Raw genomic sequence first — 20,515 nt, 5'->3', positions numbered from 1 at the left:
GACCGCACCACGACAGCTCGGCTGCCGGCACTCGTCGACCACACCGACCCGAAGGTCGGTCAGGTGTTCGAGTCTACCCGACCGCCCGGAGGTACGCCTCGCGGATGAACGGCTCGAGCTCCTCCTGCCGCCGACGCCAGGCGGGCAGGTGCTCGGCCAGGTACGCGGCCGCCTCGATCCGGAACTCCTCCAGCAGGGCCTTCTCGTCCAGGAGCGTCGATCGCCCGTCCTGCAGCACGAGCAGACCGTCGACCCAGACCTGGTGGATCGACGAGCCGTCCTCGGCCAGCACGAGCTGCCGGGCGGCGTCGTTCAAGGGGGTGAAGGCCGTCGTCCGGGTCAGGTCGAACACGAGCAGGTCGGCGGCGAGGCCCGGGGTCAGGGAGCCCGCTCGATCTGCCCACCCGGCGGCCCGGGCGCCGGCGACCGTGCCGGCGTAGAGCACCTCGTCCACCCGCGGCCAGGTGCGGTAGTCCGGGTCGGTGAGGGTGTGCAGCAGCGCGGTGGTCTTCAGCACCTCGAGCATCCGCAGCGAGTCGTTGCTCGACGCGCCGTCGGTGCCGAGGGCCACCCGCACCCCGGCGTCGTGCAGGGCGCGCCAGCCGAGCACCCCCGACCCCAGCCGCAGGTTCGACAGCGGGTTGTGCACGACGGTGGCGCCGGAGGCGGCCAGCAGCGCGAGGTCGCCCCCGGTCAGCCAGACCCCGTGGGCGGCGGTCAGGTTCTCGCCGAGCACCCCGAGTTCGGCGAGGTGCTCCACGACGGTGCGCCCGGCGTAGCGGGTGCGGGCGAGCGTCTGCTGCAGTCGCGTCTCGAGCAGGTGCGTGTGCAGCACCTCGCCGTGCTCGCGCGCGAGCTCGGCCGTGCGACCGAGGAACCCGTCGGTGACCCGCTGCGGCGCACTCGGCGAGAGGGCGAAGCGGATGCGCGGGAAGCCGGCGGCGAGCTCGCGCGCCCGAGCGGCGAACGCCCGGTACGCGGCTTCGATCTCCTCCGACGGCGGCATCGCCGCCCGGCTCTGCTCGAGCACCGCCGCGGGCAGCACCTCGTCGGCGAAGGCCAGCCGGTCGACCAGCGGCACGTCGACCACGGCCGCGGCGCAGGTCGCGCGGAGCCCGGCGTCGTCGTAGGCCCGCATCACCTCGCCGATCGTCTCGACGGTCGCGAACGGCAGCTCGCCGGTGTCGTCGAGCAGGGTCGTCGCCCCGCCGCGGAGCGACTCGATCGCGGCCACGATCGTCCGCAGCCGCACGAGGCGGGCCGGCAGCGGATCGACGCCGGCCGGGGGATAGCTGAGCAGGGTCCAGATCTCCAGGGGCAGCGGTGCGCTCGTGCCGCGGAGCAGGATCTCCCAGGAGTGCGTGTGGGCGTTCACCAGGCCGGGGGTGATCAGGTAGTCGGTCGCGTCGACGACGGTGACCCCGGCATCCGGGATCGCGGAGCTCGGCGCCACCGCGGGGTCATGCGCTTCGAGCGACACGATCGAGCTGCCGTCGATCAGCAGATCGCCGCGGAACGGGACGGCGCCGTGCGCCGCATCCATCGCGATCACCAGGGCGTTCGTCCAGAGCGTGGCCATCAGGACGCCGAGCCTAGCGGAGCCGCGCGATGCGGTCGGTCAGCTCGGCGTAGAACGGCTCGGCGTCGACGTCGCGGGCGTAGAGCACGTTCTCCGGCAGCCCGGTGATGCCCCACCAGTCGGCGACCAGCATCCCCATGGTCAGTTCGCTGCCGGTCTCGACCCGCGCGTTGATCGAGCGGCACTTGAAGAGCTCGGGGCGAAGCAGATACAGGGGCACGACGGGGCCGTGCAGCGGGGCGCCGTCCCAGCCGTACTTGGCGAGGTCGAAGGCCTCGGAGAAGGTCAGCAGCGCATCCACCACCCGGCCGACCTCGGTGCCCGTCGCCGAGAAGGCGTCCAGGCGCGCCCGGGTGTTGCGCAGGCGGTGGGTCACGTCCAGCGGCAGCATCACGATCGGGATGCCCGAGCCGAGCACGATGGCCGCGGCGTGCGGGTCGACGTAGATGTTGAACTCGGCGGCGGGCGTGATGTTGCCGACCTCGAAGTAGGCGCCGGCCATCATGACGATCTCGGCGATGTGGCCGGCGATGTCGGGGGCCTCGCTGAGGGCGACGGCGATCGTCGTCATGCTCGAGAACTGGGCGACGGTGATCGAGTGCGGGGGAGCGGCGCGGCAGAGCCGGATGATCGCGGCCACCCCGGACTCCTCCTCGGCGGTACCCCGCACCGGCGGGAAGTCGTAGCCGTCGAGCCCGGTCTCGCCGTGCACGTGCGCGGCCGTGACGAGCAGGCGCAGCAGCGGTCGCGGCACGCCCCGGTACACCGGCACGTCGCCCACGCCGGCGAGCTCGAGCACCTTGAAGACGTTCTGCACCGTGTTGTCGAGGCTGGTGTTGCCGGCGCTCGCGACGATCCCGCGCACCCGGAAGTCCTCGGGCGAGGCGAAGATCGCCCAGAGGGCCACCGCCTGCTCCTGGCCGGGGTCGGTGATGCAGATGAGGTCGCGCATGGGGGTGCCTTTCGGGGTGGCCGCGAGGCGGGAGCGCTTGGAGGCCGCTCCCGCCCCGCGGGGTTCGAGGGGGCGCCGGTGGTTCACCGGCGCCCGGGGTGGATCGACTACGGAGCCGAGGGCGTCTCGATCGGGATGTCGCCGGCGATGATCCCGGCCTCGATCGTGTCGAGCTCGCCCGGGAGGGCCGGGTCGACCTTCGATTCGAAGTCGTGGAACGGGCTCATCAGCACGCCGCCGTTGTCGAGGGTGCCGATGTACTCCTCGTTCGTGAAGTCGCCGGCCGCCGCATCCTGGATGACCTGGGAGATCGACTTCGGCATGTCACGGGCGATCGAGGTGAACCAGATGTCGTCGTACTCCGGGTCGCTGACGTACATGTCGGTGTCGACGCCGACCAGCGCGATCGGCTTGGACGACTCGCGGATCGCCTGAGCGGCCCCCTGGTAGATCGGGCCGCCGACCGGCACGATCACGTCGACGCCCTGGTCGAGGATCGACTGCGAGAGCACCTTCGCGGCGTTGATGTCGCTGAAGTTGCCGGTGAACTGACCCTGCTGGGTGTCGGGGTTCCAGCCGATCACCTGCACCGACTTGCCCTTCTGGGCGTTGTAGTACTCGACACCGCGGGCGAAGCCGTCCATGTACAGGGTCACCGGCGGGATCTGCGCCCCGCCGTAGGTGCCGACCTTGCCGCTGGTGCTGTACGAGGCCGAGGCGTAGCCGACCAGGAAGCCGGCCTGACCGGTGTCCCACACCACGCCCTTCACGTTGGGCGCCGAGATGGTGTTGTCGTCGACCATGATGAAGTGCACGTCGGGGTTGGCGGCCGCGGCCTCCTTCGTCGCCGCCGCGAGCAGGTAGCCCATCGTGACGATCGTGGTGCAGCCCTGGTCGACGAGGCTGGCGATGTTCGGGGCGTAGTCGCTCTCGGTCTCGGACTGGACGTCGATGTGCTCGACACCCAGCGTCTCGGCGGCGTCGGTCACGCCCTCGAGTCCGAGCTGGTTGAACGACTGGTCGTCGAAGCCGCCCTGGTCGCTGACGATGCAGGGCAGGAAGTCGCCGGCGGCCGCGGCCGAGCCCGCCGATCCAGATGCGGGGGCGTCGCTGGGCGCGGAGGCGCAGCTGGCGAGGGCGAGCCCGCCGGCGAGGGCGAGCGCGGTGGCGGCGACCAGCCGCCGGGTGCGGGGGAGGGAGGTGTTCATGGTTCTCCTGTCGTAGAAGGAAGTGGTGCGGGTTCGGATGGTGCAGGGATGGTTGTCGGTCGCAGCTTCAGCGCACCCAGGCGTAGATCTCCCAGACGTAGCCGTCCGGGTCGACGAAGTAGGTCGAGCGGGCGCCCCACTCGAAGACCTCCGGTGGTCCGGATGCCGCGAGGCCCCGGGACACCAGCTCGTCGTACAGCGCGTCGACCTGGTCGCCGGTCTCGAGTTCGACGGCGAGCATCAGGTGCCCGCCGCCTCGCCCGAAGCCGTCCTCGGCCGTGATCGGATCGGCGCGGTCGACGAGCGTGATGCCCGCCTCGCCGCCGTCGAAGACGAGCCCGTGCCGGGTGAAGCCGAGCTGCTCCAGGAAGGCGGCCGTGCGCTCGGGATCCGAGACGACGAGCTCGACACCGGTGATCCGCGAGCGACCGCTCCCGGTCGGGGCGAGCACGGTGGCGAACCCGTCGGGGTCCGTCACCACGACCCGTCCGTCCGGACGCGTCCGGGCCGCAGGGACGCGGGCGGCCGCCTCCCGTGCCGCCGGCTCCGGGAGCTCGATGGTCAGCCGGAACGGCAGACCGGGGGCCTCGGGGTAGGCGTCGCCGACGGTCTCGGCGATGCTCGGGCGCAGCCACATCGCCAGTCGGGGCCCGCTGTCGAAGACGAAGTCGGCGAAGCGCACGTTGCGCATCCGTCGTTCGAAGCCGAGCAGCAGACGATAGAAGTCGTCGCTGGCCGCCACGTCGGAATCGACGAGGCAGACGTCATCCAATCTCATGGGTCTCCAAAGGTCGTGACCGGTGCCGGGGGCGCGCCGACGAGACCCTCGCCGAGCGTGCTTGGGCGCGCTCGGGAGCGGTCTGCGCCGGGCGCAGCGTGCGAGCCGCTTCTCAGACGGGGGAGCGGTCGCCCGGTGGGCGCACTCCTCCCCGGAAGCGGGGCGGGGTCACGAGTTGAAGGAGAAGACAGAGGTGTTGTGGTGGCCGCTCTGGCGGCGCAGGCAGAACCACTGGCAGAAGCCCTGTGATTCGTGCGACATCCTCATGACGTCGACACTAGGGCCGGTGTGTGACGGCCGTGTTTCGTGGCCGGAACATCTGGGTTTCGCCGGGCGGAGCATCCCGGGTCAGCGGAACGTGCTCAGTCGTACCAGACCTTGACCTTGCCCACCGTGGCGTAGAGCGCCGACAGGAGGGCGAGGAGCGGCACGAACATGCGCAGGAAGAAGCTGATCGCGGTGAGTTCGAGGAAGTCGCCGAGCGCGAACAGCGCGATCGCGACGATGCCGGCGATCAGCACGTTGCGGAACGGCGTGAGGAAGCCGAGCTGGGCGGTGGCGAAGCCGACCGAGGCGAAGACGATGCCGCTGTCGATCAGGAACGCGCCCCAGAGCGGGTTCGTCATGAACGGCGCGATCACCCAGAGTGCGATGGCGACGAGCCAGAAGAGAACGAAGACGCCGCCCTTCAGCGGCTTCGCCAGCTCTTTGCCGGGCTTCTCGTCAAAGACCACAACCGTCACGTCGCCAGCTCCTTCAGAACGGTGCGTGACGTCGTGCCGGTCACGCGCTTCCACCTAACTCTACCGGTCGGAGCGGGCGCGGCTCGCGTCGATCTCGCCGTGCCGAACGCGGCGGCTCGATCTCGCCGTGCCCGATCCCGCCTAGCCGGCGACCGGTGCCAGCGAGCGGCCCTCCGCCGCCAGGCGGTTCACCCGGGCCATCGCCGCGGCCTCGGTGGAGGAGGCGTCGCCCATGAACGAGCGCACGACCGCCAGCACCCGCCCGGTCGCCCAGATCACGGGGAGGGGGGATCGGCGAAGGCCCAGCATTCGTCGGTACTCCTTCGGCAGCGACGCGACGGCCCCGGCGAACATCACCCGGTAGGCCGGCATCATGCCCTTCGCGAGCGGTGGGCGGCGGATGAAGCGCACGGCCTCCGCGACCCGCTCGTCGCTCTTCAGCACCCCGGCCAGCCGGAACCGGTCCAGCTGCTCCTGGAGCCCGGCGGCGCTCCGCGGCGGATCGGGCACCCCGATCAGGTCGCCCGCGGTCGCCCACTCGTCGACGTAGCGGTCGGCGCCGCCCTCCGGCAACGGGATGCCCCAGCGCAGATGGCTGGCGAGGAAGGCGTCGGTGAAGACCAGGTGCACCCAGCTCAGCAGCTCGGGGTCGCCGGCGCGGTAGGGCACGGTGTCGCCCCGTGCATCCACGTACTCGCCGCGCACCCGGTCGTGGAAGTGCGCCACTCGCCCGGACTCGCGGCGGGCGAGCGTGGTGTCGGCGAAGGTCACCGTGACCAGCCAGCGGATGGTGCCGGTCAGGCGGCCGAGCGGGTCCTCCTTGTAGCGCGACCAGTCGTGCACCCCGGCCATGGCGCCCGGGTGCAGGGTCTGCATCAGCAGTGCCCGGATGCCGGCGACCATGGTCGCCATGTCGCCGTGCACCGCCCAGGAGGCCGAGCCCGGGCCGAAGAAGCCGACGTCGTCGCCGAGCTCGACCGCATCCACCCAGTCCGGTCGCCCGTCGGAGCGGCCGGAGAGCGTCGAGAGCAGGTGCGAGCGCCAGCGGTCGGCGATCGTTCCGGAGGGGCGGGCCATCCCTTCACCGTACGTCCGGCCGAGTTTGCCGCCACACCGCGGCACCGGTTGTCGAGCAGGCTCACAGCCGACAGAGTGGGAGTGCCACTCGTGAAGGGGAACACGCATGACAGATCCAGCTCCCGCGCCCGCCACCGGGACGGGCATCGCCGGCACGGCCGCGATGCAGCTCACCGGCCTGACCAAGCGCTTCGGTCAGAAGGTCGCCGTAGACGCCCTCAGCCTCACGGTGCCGGAGGGCTCGTTCTACGGGCTGGTCGGCCCGAACGGGGCCGGCAAGACGACCACCCTCTCGATGGCCACCGGCCTCCTGCGACCGGATGCGGGCCAGGCCCTCATCCACGGCGTGGACATGTGGCGCGACCCGGTGAAGGCGAAGTCGCTGATCGGCAACCTGGCCGACGGCGTCAAGCTCTTCGACCGCCTGAGCGGGGAGCAGCTCGTCACCTACAACGGCCTGCTCTTCGGCCTCGACCGCGCCGAGGTCGCCGACCGCGTCGCCGACCTTTTGCGACTGCTCGACCTCGAGTCGGCGGCCGGGTCGCTCGTCGTGGACTACTCGGCCGGCATGACCAAGAAGATCGCCCTGGCCTGCGCGCTCGTGCACGCCCCGCGCGTGCTGGTGCTGGATGAACCGTTCGAGTCGGTCGACCCGGTGTCGGCCGCGAACATCCGCGACATCCTCACCGGCTACGTGCAGAACGGCGGCACCGTCATCGTCTCCAGCCACGTGATGGACCTGGTGCAGCGGATGTGCGACCACGTCGCCGTCGTCGCGAACGGCACGGTGCTCGTCGCCGGCACCGTCGACGAGGTGCGCGGCGGATCCACGCTCGAAGACCGCTTCGTCGAACTCGTCGGCGGTCGCACCCACGCAGAGGGGCCGGAATGGTTGCGACGCTCCTGAAGCTGCGGTTCCTGCTGCTGCGCAACTCGCTGAAGCGCAGCACCTGGCAGCTGGTCGCCGTGATCATCGGGGCCCTCTATGGCCTCGGCGCCCTCGGCCTCGCCGTGGCGGCGCTCGTCGCGCTGCGGTTCGCGCCGCCGGAGATCGCGAGCACCGCCGTGATCCTGGCCGGCTCCGCCGTCGTGCTCGGCTGGATCGTCGTGCCGCTCGTCGCGTTCGGCATCGAGCAGTCGGTCGACCCCGCGCGCCTGCGCGTCTTCCCGCTCACGATGACCCAGCTGCTGGTCGGTCTGACGCTGGTGGGCGTGCTGGGCGTCCCCGGCATCGTCACCTCGATCGCCGCGCTCACCACGGTCGTGACCTTCTCGGTCTCGCTTCCTTCCGCCGTCGCGGCGTTCGTCGGCGCGATCCTCGGGGTGCTCACCGCCGTGATCGCCTCGCGGACCGTGTCGGCGCTCAGCACGAGCCTGCAGTCGCGCCGCCGGTTCCGTGAGCTGGGCGGGGTGCTGGTGTTCATCCCGATCCTCCTGATCGGGCCGATCCTGGCCTTCCTGACCCGGGGCGTGGCCGACTCGGCGGATGCACTGCCCGGCCTCGCCCGCGCGCTCAGCTGGTCGCCGCTCGGCGCCGCGTTCTCGCTCGCGCCCGACGTCGCGGCCGGCGACTACGGCCCGGCGGCCCTGAAGCTGCTGATCGCCCTCGCCACGCTGGTGCTGCTCGTGCTGGTCTGGCGGCACTCGCTCGCCGTCAGCCAGGTGAACCCGCCGTCGGCCGCGCGCAAGCAGGCCGCCCGGGGCAAGACCGGACTGTTCGGCGTGCTGCCGGCGACCCCGGCGGGCGCGGTCGCTGCCCGGTCGCTCACCTACTGGCGCCGCGACCCTCGGTACGCCCGTCAGCTGATCATCGTGCCGCTGGTGCCGGTGCTGCTCTGGTTCTACTCGGTGAACAACGACAACCCGGTGCTGCTCAACCTCACCGGCCCGGTGATCGCGTTCTTCCTGGCCGTGTCGATCTACACCGACATCTCCTTCGACGGCACCGCCTTCGCGACCCACCTCGCCGACGGCGTGCGCGGCCGCGACGACCGGCTCGGCCGGGTCGGCGCGCTCGCGATCATCGCGGTGCCGCTGGTGCTCCTCGGCACGGTCGTGCCGATGTTCTGGACCGGGTCGTGGAACCTGCTGCCGCTCTTCCTCGGACTGTCCGCGGCCGCGCTCCTCGGCGGCTTCGCGGTCTCGAGCGTCGCCTCGTCGCGGATCGTGATCCCGGTGCCGCAGGCGGGCGACAACCCGTTCCGCTCGGCGCCGGGGGCGAACTTCACGACCGCGCTCTCGGGCTTCGCCGTCTGGGGGGTGGCGCTGCTGCTCGCGCTTCCCGCGACGATCCTCGCGGTGCTGAGCCTGGTCTTCGCATCCGCTCTGCTCGCCTGGCTGACCCTGGTGGTCGGCGTGGCTCTCGGGGCCGTCTTCCTGATGGTGGGCGTGCGCGTCGGCGGGGCGGAGCTGGATCGGCGCGGGCCCGACCTGCTGATGCGTCTCAAGACGCTGCGCGGGGCCTGAGGCGCGGGGCCTGAGCCGCGGCCAGCGCGGGCCCGCGACCCGAGCAGCGGGGCCTGAGGTCAGAGTCGGGCGAGACGGGCGCGCACGACCAGGAACACGCCGTAGGCGATCAGGCCGATGCCCACGGCGACGAGCACCACCACGCCGAACGGCAGACCGACGAGCGCCTTCAATGCCCCGTCGAGACCCGAGGCCTTCTCCGGGTCGAAGGTGAAGGCGGCGACGACGAAGAGCACGCCCACCACGAACAGCGCGATGCCCTTCGCCACGTACCCCACGGTGCCGAGGATCACGACGGCGCGACCGGCCTGCCCGGCGGGCACCCGGATCTTCTTGCGGAACGAGCGGCGCACGCCGATCACGGCGAAGCCGACCCCGCCGCCGGCGACCGCGAGCCCGAGCACGACGAGGAGGACGACCCCGCCGGGGGTCTCGAGCAGCCGCGCACTGAGCGTCTGGCTGGAGTCGGCGGAGTTCGACGACCCGCCGAGCGCGAAGGTCAGCGCCGTGACGCCCAGGGCGATGTACACGACGGCCTTGCCCGCCTCGGACGCGCGACGGCCCCACTTCTTCTTCGCATCCGAGTCGCTCACCAGCGGCACCTGCACGACCTGCCAGAGGCCGAGCGCGAACAGCCCGATCACCGCGATCCAGAGCACGAAGAGCCCGCCGGGGGTCGAGGACACCTGGCGCAGCGCGCCCGACTGGTCGGCCTCGCCACCCCCGCCGCCGCCGGCCCCCGAGACGGCGACGCCGATGGCGATCCCGCCGATCAGGATGTGCAGGAGGCCGTTGACCGCGTAGCCGCTGCGGGCCAGCACCCGGAACGCCCGGTTGTCGCTGACGTCACGGGCGGCGGACTTGGTGTGGTTCGTCATGCTCCCAGCGTGGCACCCCCGACGCCGAACGGCCCCCTCCGTCAGACGGAGAGGGCCGTTCAGGCGGCCGGCCCGAGGGCCGGCCGCGCGTGGTGCGCCAGGGTGGGGACTAGCGCACCGGCTTCTTGCGGATCGCGAAGGCCACGACGCCGCCCAGCATCATCAGCGCGACGGCGCCGACGGCGAGCGGGGCCGCCTCGGAGCCGGTCTCGGCGAGAGCTCCCGAGTTCGAGACCGGGGCCGAGGCCGGGGTGCTCGGAACCGAGGGCACCACGGCGGCGGGGGTCGCCGGGGTGGTCGTCGTCGGCGGGGTGGGGGTCGGCGTCGGGGTCTCCTCGACGGCCTTCAGGCACTTCTGCACCGAGACGGTGTCCGAGCTGGTCTGCTCGGTCACCAGGTCGGTGACGGTCGCGGTGTACTCGGTGCCCGAGGGGATGTTCTCGAACGTGACGGTGCCCGGAGCGTCCAGGCTCCGGGACTGCACCGCGGAGCCGGTGGCGTCGGCGATGGTCACGTCGAAGCCGTGGTCCTCGTCACCGCCGGCGACCACCGAGATGGTGCCGTTGCCGACACCGGTGACGGGGTCGCAGCTCGTGACCGCGCTCGAGACGGTGACGACCGGCGGCACCGGGGGAGTGGTGGGCGGCGTGGTCGGCGGGGTCGTCGGAGGGGTGGTCGGCGGCACGCACGGGGTCGAGCTGCCCTTCTCGGTCACCGAGTAGCCCTTCGAGCCGTTCGGGTCGTCGGAGGTCTTGATGGTCACGACGTAGTCGTTCGCGACCGTGCGGTCGGCGAAGTCGTAGGTCTTCGAGAACTGGGTGTCGAACGACGTCTTGGGCTGCACCTCCTTGCCGTCGATCGAGACCGTGATCGTGTTGTCCGCGTTCGCGCTGTAGTTCGCGGTCTTCACGGTCAGGGTGTCGCAGGTCGACGACACGGTCGGGGTGTGGGCGGATGCGGGGCTCGCGACGGCGAGACCGAGTCCGGTCGCCGCGAGGGCGGCGACGGCCAGGCCGGTGGCCATCGTGAGTGCTCTTCGGGAGAGCGAGGGTCGGGTGAAACGGTTTTCGGGCATGCCGAAGTTGTCCTCTCGATCAGAGATCGACGCCGCGGGTGACGGCAGTCGGGAGGGCTGCGGGGAATGGCAGCGCTCCGTTCCACATTCGCAGGCCCCGACGTGAACGGATGGGGTCACCCGGGGTTAGATCGAGGGTGACCCGCGGGTGATCCCGAGGCGATGCCCGACCTGGATCGCCTCATCCCGTGATCCGACCCCCAGCTTGCGGTAGATGTGCCGGAGGTGGGTCTTCATCGTATTCGGTGAGATGAAGAGCTCCTGTGAGAGCTCGCGGGTGGTGCGCCCGTCGCCGAGCGCGACCAGGATCTGGTACTCCCGCTCGCTCAACCGCAGCACCGGCTGCACCTGGGACTCGAAGGTGTCCTCGAGCTCCTGCAGCAGGGCGAGCACCGCCGGCGGCTGAGGGCGGCGGGCGGCCGACTCGAGCAGGGGCAGCAGCTGGGCGAGCGGCAGATGCTGGAACGCGCGCCGGATCCCGCTCTCGGCGGCGAGGGCCAGGGCGTAGTCGAAACTGGTCGTGCTGCGCACCGCGTCGCCGAGGGCCGCGCGGGCCAGGGTGTCGATCATCAGCACGTCGATCAGGGTGCCGCGAGCGTGCCCGTCGCCGAGATGGATGCACTCCTGGATCGCGTCGACGGCCTCCTGGTAGTGGCCCTCGCTGATCTCGAGCCAGCCCTGGTAGCGGCCGGCGCAGAACAGGTGCCGCGCATCCGTCGTGCGGCTCTCGACCGGCTCGACGGCGTGCGGGCGGCGCAGCCCGATCTCGATGCCGAGCCGTACACCGTAGGAGAGGGCGTCCAGGAGGTAGGCGTCCTCCCACTTGCGCGAGAGCTGTCTGGCGAGCCTCAGGGGTTCGAGCGCGTCGGTGTAGCGGCGCAGCAACAGCTGCCGCGTCGCGGTGAACACCGCCGTGTAGGCCCGCCACTCGCTGCCGGCCGAGAGCCGTTCCAGCAGCGGGGCCACCTCGCCCGCGGCGTCCAGCCGGCCGCGGTCCAGCAGGGTGAGGGCGTGGGCGTACAGGGCGGGCGCCATCGCGGGAGACTCGGCCAGCGGGATCTCGCTCGGGTCGCTCCCGAGTTCGGTCGCCTCCGCCGCGGCGAGGGCGCGGTCGAACCACAGGTCGGCGCGCTCGGAGTTCTCCGCCATCACCGCCTGAAGACCGGCGAGACCGTAGGCGGCGACCTGCTCGTCGGGGTGCAGCGCGTGCTCGGCCAGCGCGAGGGCGGGGCCGATGGAGGAGTCGGCGGCGTCGAAGCCGGCGCGGTGCCAGGCGACCAGCGACAGCTCGAGCTGGAGGCGCGCATCCATCGCCAGCCGCCACTCGAAGGAGACCTCGTCGGTGAGGGCGACGGCGGTCGCGAGCTCCTCGAGCTCGGCGGCGGCACGGTCGAAGCGGCCGATGCTCCGGTGGTGCTTCGCGAACCCGAAGCGGGTCATCAGCTCGATCTCGGCCGAGTCGCCGGGCGAACGGCCGAGGGCGACGAGGCGCTGCGACTCCTTGAGGAACAGGGCGGCGCCGGCCCGTTCGAGCGCGTCGGCGGAGCCGGACAACGACGTCGCCAGCCCGAGCAGGAGCCAGGCGTCGGCCTGCCAGAGCGCCGGCGGGAGCGCCTGGATGGTGTCGCGGACGCAGCTCGGATCCGACGTGACGAGGGCGGCCCAGTCGTCCCTGACCAGGGTGACCGCGGTCTCGGCGTCGCCCTCGTCGAGCGACTCCCGGACCGTGCGGGCCCAGGCGCGCGCGGGTCGTTCAAGCACGTGAGCCCCCGAATCCCCTACGCCGCATCGATGCGCGTTCTGTTGAATATAGCCCGGCGCGCCCCGCCCCGTAGAATCAGGGGGTCATGAGCGCTGCTTCCTCCTCCCAGACCCATCTCTTCTCCGACGCCTCCGGAGCCGCCGTGCGCGTGCGGTTCTGCCCCTCGCCGACCGGGACCCCGCACGTCGGCCTGGTGCGCACGGCGCTGTTCAACTGGGCCTATGCGCGGCACACCGGCGGCAAACTGGTGTTCCGGATCGAGGACACGGATGCCGCGCGCGACTCCGAGGAGAGCTTCGAGCAGATCGTCGAGGCGCTGACCTGGCTGGGCCTGAACTGGGATGAAGGTGTCGGCGTCGGCGGGCCGCACGCGCCCTACCGGCAGTCCGAGCGCTACGACATCTACCGCGGGGTCATCGACGCGCTGCTGGCCTCGGGTCACGTCTACGAGAGCTTTTCGAACGCCGAGGAGATCGACGCGCGCAACGAGGCCGCGGGGCGGGCGAAGCAGCTCGGCTACGACAACTTCGACCGCACGCTGACCGAGGAGCAGAAGGCGGCGTTCCGCGCCGAGGGCCGGTCGCCCGCCCTCCGGCTCCGGGTGCCGGACACGGATCTCTCCTTCGACGACCTGGTGCGCGGCGAGATCACCTTCCCGGCCGGGTCGTTCACAGACTTCGTGATCGTGCGGCCCAACGGGCATCCGCTCTACACGCTCGTGAACCCGGTCGACGACGCCCTGATGGGCATCACCCACGTGCTGCGCGGCGAAGACCTGCTCTCCTCCACCCCGCGGCAGATCGCGCTCTACCACGCGCTGATCGACATCGGCGTGACCAGCTTCGTGCCGCGCTTCGGGCACCTGCCCTACGTGATGGGCGAGGGCAACAAGAAGCTCTCCAAGCGCGACCCCGAGTCGAACCTCTTCCACCACCGCGACCGCGGCTTCATCCCCGAGGGGCTGGTCAACTACCTGGCGCTGCTCGGCTGGTCGCTCGCCCCCGACCGCGACGTGTTCTCGCTCGAGGAGATGGTGGCGGCCTTCGACGTCGTCGACGTGCTGCCCAACCCGGCGCGCTTCGACCTGAAGAAGGCGGAGTCGATCAACGGCGACCACATCCGCCTGCTCGACGTCTCGGACTTCGCGGGGCGGCTCGTGCCGTACCTCGAGACCGCCGGGGTGGTCACCTCGCCGCTGACGCCAGACCAGGAGGGCGTGCTCGCCGCCGTGGCCCCGCTCGTGCAGACGCGCATGGCCCTGCTCGGTGAGGCGCCCGAGCTGCTCGCGCCCTTCTTCGTCGACGCCGCGGCGATCGCCTACGCTCCGGATGCGCTCGCCTCGCTCCCCGAGAACGCCGGCCTCGTGCTGGCGGCCGCGATCAACGGGCTCGAAGAGGTGCCGCTGTCGGAGTGGAACGCCGAGACCATCCAGGCGGCGCTCGTCTCGGCGCTGATCGAGGGTCTCGCGCTCAAGCCGCGGGTCGCCTACGGGCCGCTGCGCGTGGCCGTCTCCGGCCGCCGGGTCTCGCCGCCGCTGTTCGAGTCGATGGAGATCCTCGGGAAAGAGGAGACGATCGCCCGCCTCGACCGGCTCGTGAACGCGCGATGAGCGGCGGGGCTGCTGCGTCGTCGGGCGATTCGTCCGCCGCCCGCGCGTCCGTTGCTGCCGGAGCTGCCGGCGCATCCGACGCGGACAGCTTCGGCGACGTGGCCGGGGACCGGTACGACGTCGTCATCATCGGCGGCGGACCGGCCGGCCTCTCGACCGGGCTCAACCTCGTGCGTGCGCGGCGGCGCGTGCTCATCCTCGACAGCAACCGCCCGCGGCACTCGGCGACGCTCGTGTCGCACGGGTTCCTCACCCGCGACGGGGTGTCGCCGCTCGAACTGCGCGCGCTCGGGCGGGAGGAGTTCGCGAGGTACCCGACCGCGGAGTTCCACCAGGGGCTCGTCGACTCGGTGACCCGCAACCTGTCGTCGACGGCATCCGGTCCGGAGGGCGCCGACCACTTCACCATCACCTCACGCGGGGTGCGCGGTTCGGCCGACCGGGTGGTGACCGCACCCGTCGTCGTGCTCGCGAACGGACTGGCCGAGACACTGCCGGCGCTGCCGAGCATCCGGGCCTACTACGGCACGAGCCTGCACAGCTGCATCGAGTGCGACGCCTTCGAGAAGAGCGGGCAGCCCCTCGCGCTGATCGGCACCACCGCCGACCTGGCCGAGCGCGCCGTGCTCGTCTCGCAGGTGACCGACGACCTGGTCGTCTTCACGAACGGGTCGGCGGATGCGGTGACCCCCGCCGAGGAGGCGGCGCTCGCCGGCCGCGGCATCGGGGTCGAGCGCCGGCCGATCGCTGACGTGGTGGGCGACCGCTCGGGGCTCACCGGCGTGGTGCTGGAGGACGGCACGACCATCCCGCGCACCGGCGGGTTCGTGCGACCGCTCTGGAGCGTGCCGCTCGGTTTCGCCGAGGGCCTCGGGCTCGAGACCGACGACGAGGGGCACGTCGTGGTCGACGCCCGCGGCGCCAGCTCGGTGCCGGGCGTCTACGCCGTGGGAGACATCACCCCTCCCGGATCGCAGCAGCTGATCGTGGCGGCCGGGGCCGGGGCCCGCACCGCGGCCGCGGTGAACCGTCACCTGCTCGGGCCGCTGCTGTAGGGCGGGTTTCTTGCGTCTGGGTCCCGGTCTCGGTCCCAGGCTTCCGGGCTTAGGGTCGAGTCATGGCGCACGCTGACCTCTTCAACCTCCAAGAGACGATCCAGGGGGCCGGCGGCTGGGGGCTGCTGGTCGTGTGCGCGATCATCTTCGCCGAGACGGGCCTGTTGATCGGGTTCTTCCTGCCCGGCGACACCCTGCTGTTCTTCACCGGTCTGCTCACCTTCACCGGTGCCATCCCGCTGCCGCTGCCGGTGGTCATCCTGGCCGTCTTCGCGGCGGCCTTCCTCGGCGACCAGGTGGGGTTCCTGATCGGCCGTCGGGCCGGGCCCGGCATCTTCGAAAGGCGCGACTCGGGCTTCTTCAGCCGTAAGAACGTCGAACGCACCCAGGGCTTCTTCGAGCGCTTCGGTGGCTGGGCCGTGACGATCGCGCGCTTCGTCGCCGTCGTGCGCACCTTCGCGCCGGTCGCGGCGGGTGTGGGCAAGATGCGGTACTCGCACTTCATCGGGTTCAACGCACTCGGAGCCGCGATCTGGGCGACGCTCATCATCGGGGTCGGCTACGCGCTCGGCAACATCCCCGAGGTGGCGGCCGTGGTAGAGCGTTACATGGAGTGGGTGCTGATCGGGCTCGTGGTCGTCACGGTCGGGTCGGGCGTGATCGCGTACCTGCGGCAGCGGTCGCGGGCGCGCAAGGAGAAGGCGGCGGGCGCCTCGGGGGCATCGGGGTCTTCGGGGCCTTCGGGGGACTGAGTTGGCCGGCTCCCGTCGCACCGCGAGTCAGAGCAGCTTCAGCTTCTTCACGATCGAGTCGACCGCCTCGCGCGGGCCGACGATGCTGATCGCGCACACCCCGAGCTCTTCGGGGGGCGTGTGGGCGAGCTCGGTGAGGTAGTCGTCGTAGACCCGGTTGGTCTGCGCCGAGAGCGGCATGTCGGCGACCCAGACGCCCTCGGCTTCGGCCGCGACCGCTTTGGCGCGCGTGTTCGCGAGGCGCTCGGTCGTGGCGCCCAGCACCGTGCATCCGGCCCAGGCGAGGCCCGGATGCGGGTAGCCGCTGGCGTCGGGACCACCCGGCCCCTGCATCCCCTCGATCGCCTGGCCCGTCGCGGCCGCGATGCAGGCGACGGCGTTGACCATGCGGCCGGGAGGCAGGGCGGTGTCGACGACGATCGCCCACTTGAGGCGGGCCGACCGGGTGGGTTCGCTGGTGACGATCTCGTCGGGTGCGTAGGAGGGGAGGTCGGGCACGGTGCGCTTCTTTCGGTCTTCGAACGGCTGGCGAACTGAATACTACGTACGCATCCGCCTGTTGTACCGTGATTCCGTACTTAATCCTGAGGAGAGTGCCGGATGGCGAAGCTCGACGAACTTGATACGGCGATCCTGCGCGAACTGCAGGCGGATGCACGGCGCACCAACCGCGACATCGCCGCGACCGTCGGGGTCTCGCCGACGACGGCGCTCGACCGCACGCGGTCGCTGCGGGAGCGCGGGGTGATCCGCGGGGCCCTGCTCGAGGTCGACCTGCCCGCGATCGGCCGGCCGGTGCAGGCGATGATCGCCGTGCGCATCCGGCCGCCGTCGCGGCGCAACATCGAGGGCTTCCGCAACTGGGTCAGCGCCCTGCCGGACACCCTCGGCGTCTTCGTCACCTCGGGCAACGAGGACTTCCTGGTGCACGTGGCGGTGCCCGACAACGACAGCCTCTACGCCTTCGTGATCGATCGGCTCACCGAGCGGCCCGAGGTGGCCGACGTGCGCACCTCCGTCGTCTACGAGCACCTGCAGAACCGGGCCATCCGGCCGCTCTGAGCCGCTGTCGGCGCGCCTGCGATCTTGCGCTGCTGCGCTGCTGCGCTGCTGCGCTGCTGCGCTGCTGCGCTGCTGCGCCGGATTTCTCGGGGGTCAGACGGGGTTCTGGATGAGGGTGAGCTGGGTGCCGTCGAGGTCGATCAGGTAGCCGGCGCGCTGGCCCCAGGGCTGAAGGCGCACGGGGTGCAGGCGCGGGTGACCGGTCGTCCGCTCCGGGATGCCGGTGGCGCGGATGGCGGCATAGAGCCCGTCGAGGTCGTCGACCCGGATCGTGGACATGAAGTCGCTCTGCTCAGGGACGAGCTCGGGGTCGAGGAAGAACTCCAGCTGCAGGTCGCCGCGGCGGAGGATCAGCCATCCCTCGTCCCGATGCGCCGGCTCGAAGCCGAACGCGCCGTAGAAGTCGGTCGTGGCGCCGAAGTCCCGCGACGGGAGGTTGGGCACCGCGCGATCGGCCATGCCCCCACGCTACCCACGCAGGCCCCGCCCGTCGACCGGGCGCATCCCCCGCCGGCCCCGGGAAGCAGCGAGGTGACGGGGCAGGTCAGATCGGGGACTGGGGGTCGTACTGGATGCCGCGGCGCACCTCGCGGGCCCGGTCGCGGCCGGCCAGGCGGTCGACGAGGTGGAGAGCCATGTCGATGCCGGCGGAGACGCCGGAGGAGGTGATGAGGTCGCCGTCGTCGACGAAGCGGTCGTCGCCGCGCACTTCGACGGTCGGATCCAGCTCGGCGAGCAGCTCGAGCGACGCCCAGTGCGTGGTCGCGGGGCGGCCCCGCAGCAGACCCGCGGCGGCGTACACCAGGGACCCGGTGCAGACGCTCGCCATCAGCGGCACCGTCTCGCGCTGGGCCCGCACCCAGTCGAGCTCGACCGGGTCGGCCAGGCGCGGGCGTGTGCCCTGGCCGCCCGGGTAGATCAGCACCTCGAGCGGCGGAGCGTCGGCGAGCACCGTGTCGGGCAGCAGTCGCAGCCCCTTCGCGCAGGTGACGGGCGCGGGGTCGGCGGCGAGCATCATGACCTCGTAGCCGTCTTCGGGGTGATTCCTCGTCCAGTAGGCGAGCACCTCCCAGGGGCCCACGGCATCGAGCTCTTCGACGTTCTCGAACAGCAGGATGCCGATCGTCTTCACGCTGGTCATGGGCACCACGGTAGCGGGGGCCACCGACGGCACGCCCGGGGTCGACCGATTTGGGAGAGCGCGCTCGGATGGGCTACAGTGAACAGTCGGTTCGGGCTGAGGCTCGGAGCGGTGGGGTATGGTGTAATTGGCAACACGGCTGATTCTGGTTCAGTTGTTCTTGGTTCGAGTCCAGGTACCCCAGCAAGATCTGGTCCACTTCGGTGGGCCTTTTTTGTTGCGTCTGTGCTTGTTTGTTGCCTCTGTGCCTGCGTTCTTCTGTTTGGCTTTGTGTCTGGGTCGGCCTCTGTGGTGGGGTGCCTGGGGGCGGGTTCGTGGGGAGGTCGGCGGCCGCGGAGCGGGTATTCCGGGCGAGCCGCAGTCCCACGTCCGCTGCGCGGACGTCCGCCAGACCCGATGCCTGCGGCTCGCCCGGAACACCCGCTCCGCGGCCGCCGGCGCTTTGCGCGGCGCGCTGCCGATAGCCGAGGGTGGTGCCGGCGCTGCGCGCGGCACGGTGCCGATAACCGATTGGGTGGTGCCGGCGCTGCGCGCGGCGGGCTTCGGAAGGTCAGGGGTGCGTTAGCGCTTTGGGAGGGGTGGAGGGGGGTGTATCACCGGTGATACAGTGGGGGTATGTCTACGGTCAGCGTGCGGGAGCTTCGGAATCACGGGGGTGAGGTGCTGTCGCGGGTGGCTCGGGGGGAGGAGCTGGTCGTGACGAGCGACGGGACCGCGGTGGCCGTGTTGCGGCCGGTGCGCCGGGCTTCTCCGTCGACCCGGCAGTTGATCGAACGACGGCGGCTGCTGCCGTTCGTGGATGCGGATGTGCTGCGAGCCGACATCGACGAGCTGATCGACCCGTCGCTGTGAGCGGCGTCTCGCGAGGGCTTCTCGACACCTCGACCGTCATCCTGTTGGGGCGGCTCGAGGTCGCCGATGCCCTGCCCGAGGAATTGCTGATCAGCACGGTGACCATCGCCGAGCTCAGTGTGGGCCCGCTCGTCACCGACGACGCGAGTGTGCGGGCGGCGCGACAGGCGCACCTGCAGCAGGCGGAGGCCGACTTCGAGCCGCTGCCGTTCGACGCGGCGTCCGGGCGCGCATTCGGGCAGGTCGCCGCGGCCCTCCGCGGCTCCGGTCGCAAGCCCGCGGCCCGGGCCTACGACGCCCTGATCGCGGCCATCGCGATCGCGAACGGACTCCCGGTCGTGACGGCGAACCCCCGCGACTTCCAGGGCATCCCGGGGCTGTCGGTGATACCGGTCGACGTCCCCGCCTGACCGGAACCGTCTGGGTCGCTGCGGCACGAGACGCCCGTCGACCAGGGCGGCCGAGCACCCTGCTCGGGTCAGGGCGGGGTGAGGCGGAAGGGGGCCTCCTCGGCCGCGGACCGGAGGGCGGTGGTGTCGGTGGCGACGGCTCCGTCGGCACCGAGGGCGATGCGGTGGCCGTCGGGCCAGGTGCAGACGACCCCCGCCAGGCCGCCGTTCTCGACGGAGAGGACAGGGTTGCAGTGGGCGTCGGCGAAGGCGAGCCAGGAGCCGTCGGCCGCCGAGATGCCGTCGCCGAGCTTCTCGGGCTCGGCACGGCCGTCGGGGTCGGCGAGGCCGGCGGGGGCATTCGGGCTGGTCGAGCCGGTGGTGTCGGATGCGGCGGATGCCGGGCCGCCGGCGGAGACGGACGAGGCAGCGGAGTCGGGGTCGGCGGAGGACCCTGCGGCGAACCCCACCGCAGCCGACCCGGCGGCGACCCCCGCCAGGATCAGCGCGCCGACGACGGCCGAGACGGCGGTTCGTCGCGGGCTCGGGGTGCGCCTGGCGAGCCGGGCATCGGGCTGCTCCTGGGGGAGGCTCTGGATGGGTTCGTCGGGGTCGACCGCCGGGAAGGCGGGCAGCACGGATTCGGTGCGTTCGAGCCACCGGGCGGGCGCGGGTTCTCGACCGGTCGGTTCGGCGAACGCGGCGCGGTGGCCGAGCAGCTCGGCAGGCTCGAGTTCTGGGCCGGTCGGTTCGGCGAACGCGGGTCGGCGGTCGAGCAGCTCGGCGCGCTCGCGTTCTCGACCGGCCGGTTCGGTGAACGCGGGGCGGCGGAGCAGCTCGGCGGACTCGGGTTCTCGATCGGCCGGTTCGGCGAACGCGGGGCGGCGGCGGAGCAGCTCGGTGTGCTCGGCGTCCGTCAGGGGTGGCTGACCGGGTCCGTAGGCGCGAGTCCAGAGGTCGTCGTTGTCGCTCTTCGACATGGGATGACGCTACCGCCGGCGCGGGCGCGGTGACGCGATCCGCATCCTGTTTCCAGCATCTTGCTTCTCATAGCCTGCGCGCCTGCTGCTCATCCAGGTCCCGCAGGTCCCGCAGGTCCCGCTGCTCCCGTGAGCGCGGTCCGTCGCCTCCGCGACC

21 protein-coding genes and 1 tRNA gene are annotated in these 20,515 nt (G+C 71.6%); 9 read left to right on the top strand and 13 right to left on the bottom strand.

Annotation, left to right across the window (positions count from 1 at the left end):
• Positions 1-73 precede the first annotated feature (73 nt).
• The 6 genes from AC59HU_RS10155 to AC59HU_RS10130 all read right to left on the bottom strand — a co-directional run bounded on the left by AC59HU_RS10155 (position 74) and on the right by AC59HU_RS10130 (position 6,337).
• Positions 74-1,579: an amidohydrolase family protein gene (locus tag AC59HU_RS10155; RefSeq protein WP_497223262.1), complete on the bottom strand. Its 1,506-nt coding sequence runs from the start codon at positions 1,577-1,579 to the stop codon at positions 74-76.
• A 13-nt stretch (positions 1,580-1,592) separates the two neighbouring features.
• Positions 1,593-2,531 carry a nucleoside hydrolase gene (locus AC59HU_RS10150; RefSeq protein ID WP_497223261.1) on the bottom strand — a complete coding sequence of 313 codons (939 nt, stop codon included), beginning with the start codon at positions 2,529-2,531 and terminating at the stop codon, positions 1,593-1,595.
• A 107-nt stretch (positions 2,532-2,638) separates the two neighbouring features.
• Complete coding sequence (locus tag AC59HU_RS10145) at positions 2,639-3,739, bottom strand: BMP family lipoprotein (RefSeq protein WP_497223260.1); 1,101 nt, start codon at positions 3,737-3,739, stop codon at positions 2,639-2,641.
• Positions 3,740-3,806: 67 nt separating this feature from the next.
• The gene (locus AC59HU_RS10140) at positions 3,807-4,517 is read right to left on the bottom strand and encodes a VOC family protein (protein ID WP_497223259.1); all 711 of its coding nucleotides are present in this window, start codon (positions 4,515-4,517) and stop codon (positions 3,807-3,809) included.
• Positions 4,518-4,879: 362 nt separating this feature from the next.
• Positions 4,880-5,260: a hypothetical protein gene (locus AC59HU_RS10135; protein ID WP_497223258.1), complete on the bottom strand. Its 381-nt coding sequence runs from the start codon at positions 5,258-5,260 to the stop codon at positions 4,880-4,882.
• Between the two features lie 141 nt (positions 5,261-5,401).
• Positions 5,402-6,337, bottom strand: coding sequence for an oxygenase MpaB family protein (locus AC59HU_RS10130; protein ID WP_497223257.1), 936 nt, complete (start codon positions 6,335-6,337; stop codon positions 5,402-5,404).
• 106 nt (positions 6,338-6,443) lie between these two features.
• On the opposite strand from AC59HU_RS10130, the gene AC59HU_RS10125 reads away from it, so the two are divergent.
• Together AC59HU_RS10125 and AC59HU_RS10120 are read left to right on the top strand one after the other, a co-directional pair.
• Positions 6,444-7,244 carry an ABC transporter ATP-binding protein gene (locus AC59HU_RS10125; protein WP_497223256.1) on the top strand — a complete coding sequence of 267 codons (801 nt, stop codon included), beginning with the start codon at positions 6,444-6,446 and terminating at the stop codon, positions 7,242-7,244.
• Positions 7,226-8,803 (top strand): transporter, encoded by a 1,578-nt coding sequence (locus tag AC59HU_RS10120; protein ID WP_497223255.1) that lies wholly within the window; start codon positions 7,226-7,228, stop codon positions 8,801-8,803. Before AC59HU_RS10125 ends, AC59HU_RS10120 begins: the two co-directional genes overlap by 19 nt.
• A gap of 59 nt (positions 8,804-8,862) precedes the next feature.
• On the opposite strand, the gene AC59HU_RS10115 is transcribed toward AC59HU_RS10120, so the two are convergent.
• From AC59HU_RS10115 to AC59HU_RS10105, 3 genes are all read right to left on the bottom strand, one after another.
• Positions 8,863-9,681: a DUF1206 domain-containing protein gene (locus tag AC59HU_RS10115; RefSeq protein WP_497223254.1), complete on the bottom strand. Its 819-nt coding sequence runs from the start codon at positions 9,679-9,681 to the stop codon at positions 8,863-8,865.
• A gap of 109 nt (positions 9,682-9,790) precedes the next feature.
• Positions 9,791-10,756, bottom strand: coding sequence for a hypothetical protein (locus tag AC59HU_RS10110; RefSeq protein ID WP_497223253.1), 966 nt, complete (start codon positions 10,754-10,756; stop codon positions 9,791-9,793).
• A 126-nt stretch (positions 10,757-10,882) separates the two neighbouring features.
• Complete coding sequence (locus tag AC59HU_RS10105) at positions 10,883-12,517, bottom strand: helix-turn-helix transcriptional regulator (protein WP_497223252.1); 1,635 nt, start codon at positions 12,515-12,517, stop codon at positions 10,883-10,885.
• 86 nt (positions 12,518-12,603) lie between these two features.
• Between AC59HU_RS10105 and gltX the strand changes: the two genes are divergently transcribed.
• From gltX to AC59HU_RS10090, 3 genes are all read left to right on the top strand, one after another.
• Positions 12,604-14,127: a glutamate--tRNA ligase gene (gltX, locus tag AC59HU_RS10100; protein WP_497223251.1), complete on the top strand. Its 1,524-nt coding sequence runs from the start codon at positions 12,604-12,606 to the stop codon at positions 14,125-14,127.
• Positions 14,124-15,182, top strand: coding sequence for an NAD(P)/FAD-dependent oxidoreductase (locus AC59HU_RS10095; protein WP_497223250.1), 1,059 nt, complete (start codon positions 14,124-14,126; stop codon positions 15,180-15,182). The genes gltX and AC59HU_RS10095 overlap by 4 nt, the downstream gene beginning before the upstream one ends.
• A gap of 62 nt (positions 15,183-15,244) precedes the next feature.
• Entirely contained in the window at positions 15,245-15,934 is a 690-nt protein-coding gene (locus tag AC59HU_RS10090) for a DedA family protein (protein ID WP_497223249.1), read from the top strand.
• Between the two features lie 27 nt (positions 15,935-15,961).
• On the opposite strand, the gene AC59HU_RS10085 is transcribed toward AC59HU_RS10090, so the two are convergent.
• Complete coding sequence (locus AC59HU_RS10085) at positions 15,962-16,432, bottom strand: DUF2000 domain-containing protein (RefSeq protein ID WP_497223248.1); 471 nt, start codon at positions 16,430-16,432, stop codon at positions 15,962-15,964.
• A 102-nt stretch (positions 16,433-16,534) separates the two neighbouring features.
• Between AC59HU_RS10085 and AC59HU_RS10080 the strand changes: the two genes are divergently transcribed.
• A complete protein-coding gene (locus AC59HU_RS10080) occupies positions 16,535-16,996 on the top strand; it encodes an Lrp/AsnC family transcriptional regulator (RefSeq protein ID WP_497223247.1) in 462 nt (153 codons plus the stop codon).
• Between the two features lie 93 nt (positions 16,997-17,089).
• Here AC59HU_RS10080 and AC59HU_RS10075 read toward each other — a convergent pair whose 3' ends face one another.
• Positions 17,090-17,455 carry a bleomycin resistance protein gene (locus tag AC59HU_RS10075; protein WP_497223246.1) on the bottom strand — a complete coding sequence of 122 codons (366 nt, stop codon included), beginning with the start codon at positions 17,453-17,455 and terminating at the stop codon, positions 17,090-17,092.
• Positions 17,456-17,540: 85 nt separating this feature from the next.
• Positions 17,541-18,137, bottom strand: a complete 597-nt coding sequence (locus AC59HU_RS10070) for a DJ-1/PfpI family protein (RefSeq protein WP_497223245.1) — start codon at positions 18,135-18,137, stop codon at positions 17,541-17,543.
• Between the two features lie 112 nt (positions 18,138-18,249).
• Between AC59HU_RS10070 and AC59HU_RS10065 the strand changes: the two genes are divergently transcribed.
• The 3 genes from AC59HU_RS10065 to AC59HU_RS10055 all read left to right on the top strand — a co-directional run bounded on the left by AC59HU_RS10065 (position 18,250) and on the right by AC59HU_RS10055 (position 19,399).
• Positions 18,250-18,321: transfer RNA gene (locus AC59HU_RS10065), tRNA-Gln, on the top strand.
• A gap of 431 nt (positions 18,322-18,752) precedes the next feature.
• Entirely contained in the window at positions 18,753-18,989 is a 237-nt protein-coding gene (locus tag AC59HU_RS10060; protein WP_497223244.1) for a type II toxin-antitoxin system Phd/YefM family antitoxin, read from the top strand.
• Positions 18,986-19,399, top strand: coding sequence for a type II toxin-antitoxin system VapC family toxin (locus AC59HU_RS10055; protein ID WP_497223243.1), 414 nt, complete (start codon positions 18,986-18,988; stop codon positions 19,397-19,399). Before AC59HU_RS10060 ends, AC59HU_RS10055 begins: the two co-directional genes overlap by 4 nt.
• Before the next feature lie 68 nt (positions 19,400-19,467).
• Here AC59HU_RS10055 and AC59HU_RS10050 read toward each other — a convergent pair whose 3' ends face one another.
• A complete protein-coding gene (locus tag AC59HU_RS10050) occupies positions 19,468-20,358 on the bottom strand; it encodes a hypothetical protein (protein ID WP_497223242.1) in 891 nt (296 codons plus the stop codon).
• Positions 20,359-20,515: the final 157 nt, after the last annotated feature.

This window comes from Herbiconiux sp. 320_LB (assembly GCF_059691755.1).
This window is presented reverse-complemented; position numbering and strand designations above follow the sequence as displayed.